Below are 954 nucleotides of genomic sequence, written 5' to 3'. Positions count from 1 at the left end.
GGCTGGATTAAGCGCAACTCAACACCATGCTCAAAAGCCCATTGATCCAGTGCGCGGCAGGTGAACTCCGGCCCCTGGTCAGTTCTTATCGTCGCCGGATAGCCTCGAAACAGCGCAATGCTGTCCAGAATGTGTGTCACCTGCACGCCTGAAATCCCAAAGGCAACAGTGACCGTCAGGCATTCCTTCGTGAAGTCGTCCACACAGGTCAGGCACTTGAGCCTGCGACCGGTGGCGAGCGCGTCCATGACAAAATCCATCGACCAGGTCAGGTTGGGCGCCGCCGGGCGGAGCAGCGGCAGACGTTCTGTTGCCAGCCCTTTACGACGCCGTCTGCGTTTTACGCCCAGCCCTCTCAGATGATAAAGGCGGTACACGCGCTTGTGATTAACATGAAGGCCTTCACGGCGCAGTAACTGCCAGATGCGGCGGTAGCCAAAACGCCTGCGCTCCAGTGCCAGCTCAGTGATGCGCTCTGATAAATGCGCATCAGTCGCCGGACGCAGAGCCTCGTAGCGGCAGGTCGACAGGGACAAACCTGTCAGCCTGCAGGCACGACGTTGCGACAGACCGGTCGCATCACACATAAACTCAACGGCTTCCCGCTTCTGGTCTGTCGTCAGTACTTTCGCCCCAGAGCCACCTGGAGTGCCTCCTTATCCAGCATGGCTTCGGCAAGCAGCTTCTTGAGTCTGGCGTTCTCTTCTTCAAGCGACTTCAGGCGCTTAACCTCGGGCACCTCCATACCACCATACTTCTTACGCCAGGTATAAAAGGTGGCATCGGAAATGGCGTGCTTGCGGCAGAGTTCACGGGCAGAAACCCCGGCTTCAGCTTCGCGGAGGATACTGATGATCTGTTCGTCGGAAAAACGCTTCTTCATGGGGATGTCCTCATGTGGCTTATGAAGACATTACTAACATCGCGGTGTGTTAATCAACGGGGAGCAGGTCA

1 pseudogene is annotated in these 954 nt (G+C 57.0%); it reads right to left on the bottom strand.

Annotation, left to right across the window (positions count from 1 at the left end):
• A pseudogene (locus RAC90_RS20870) lies at positions 1–883 on the bottom strand (IS3 family transposase); the annotation flags it as partial.
• Positions 884–954: the final 71 nt, after the last annotated feature.

This window comes from Pantoea sp. CS_6 (assembly GCF_041954745.1).
Classification (GTDB): Bacteria; Pseudomonadota; Gammaproteobacteria; order Enterobacterales; family Enterobacteriaceae; genus Pantoea; species Pantoea stewartii.
The sequence above is the reverse complement of the archived record's forward strand: the minus strand, read 5'-3'. Positions and strand labels throughout refer to the sequence as shown.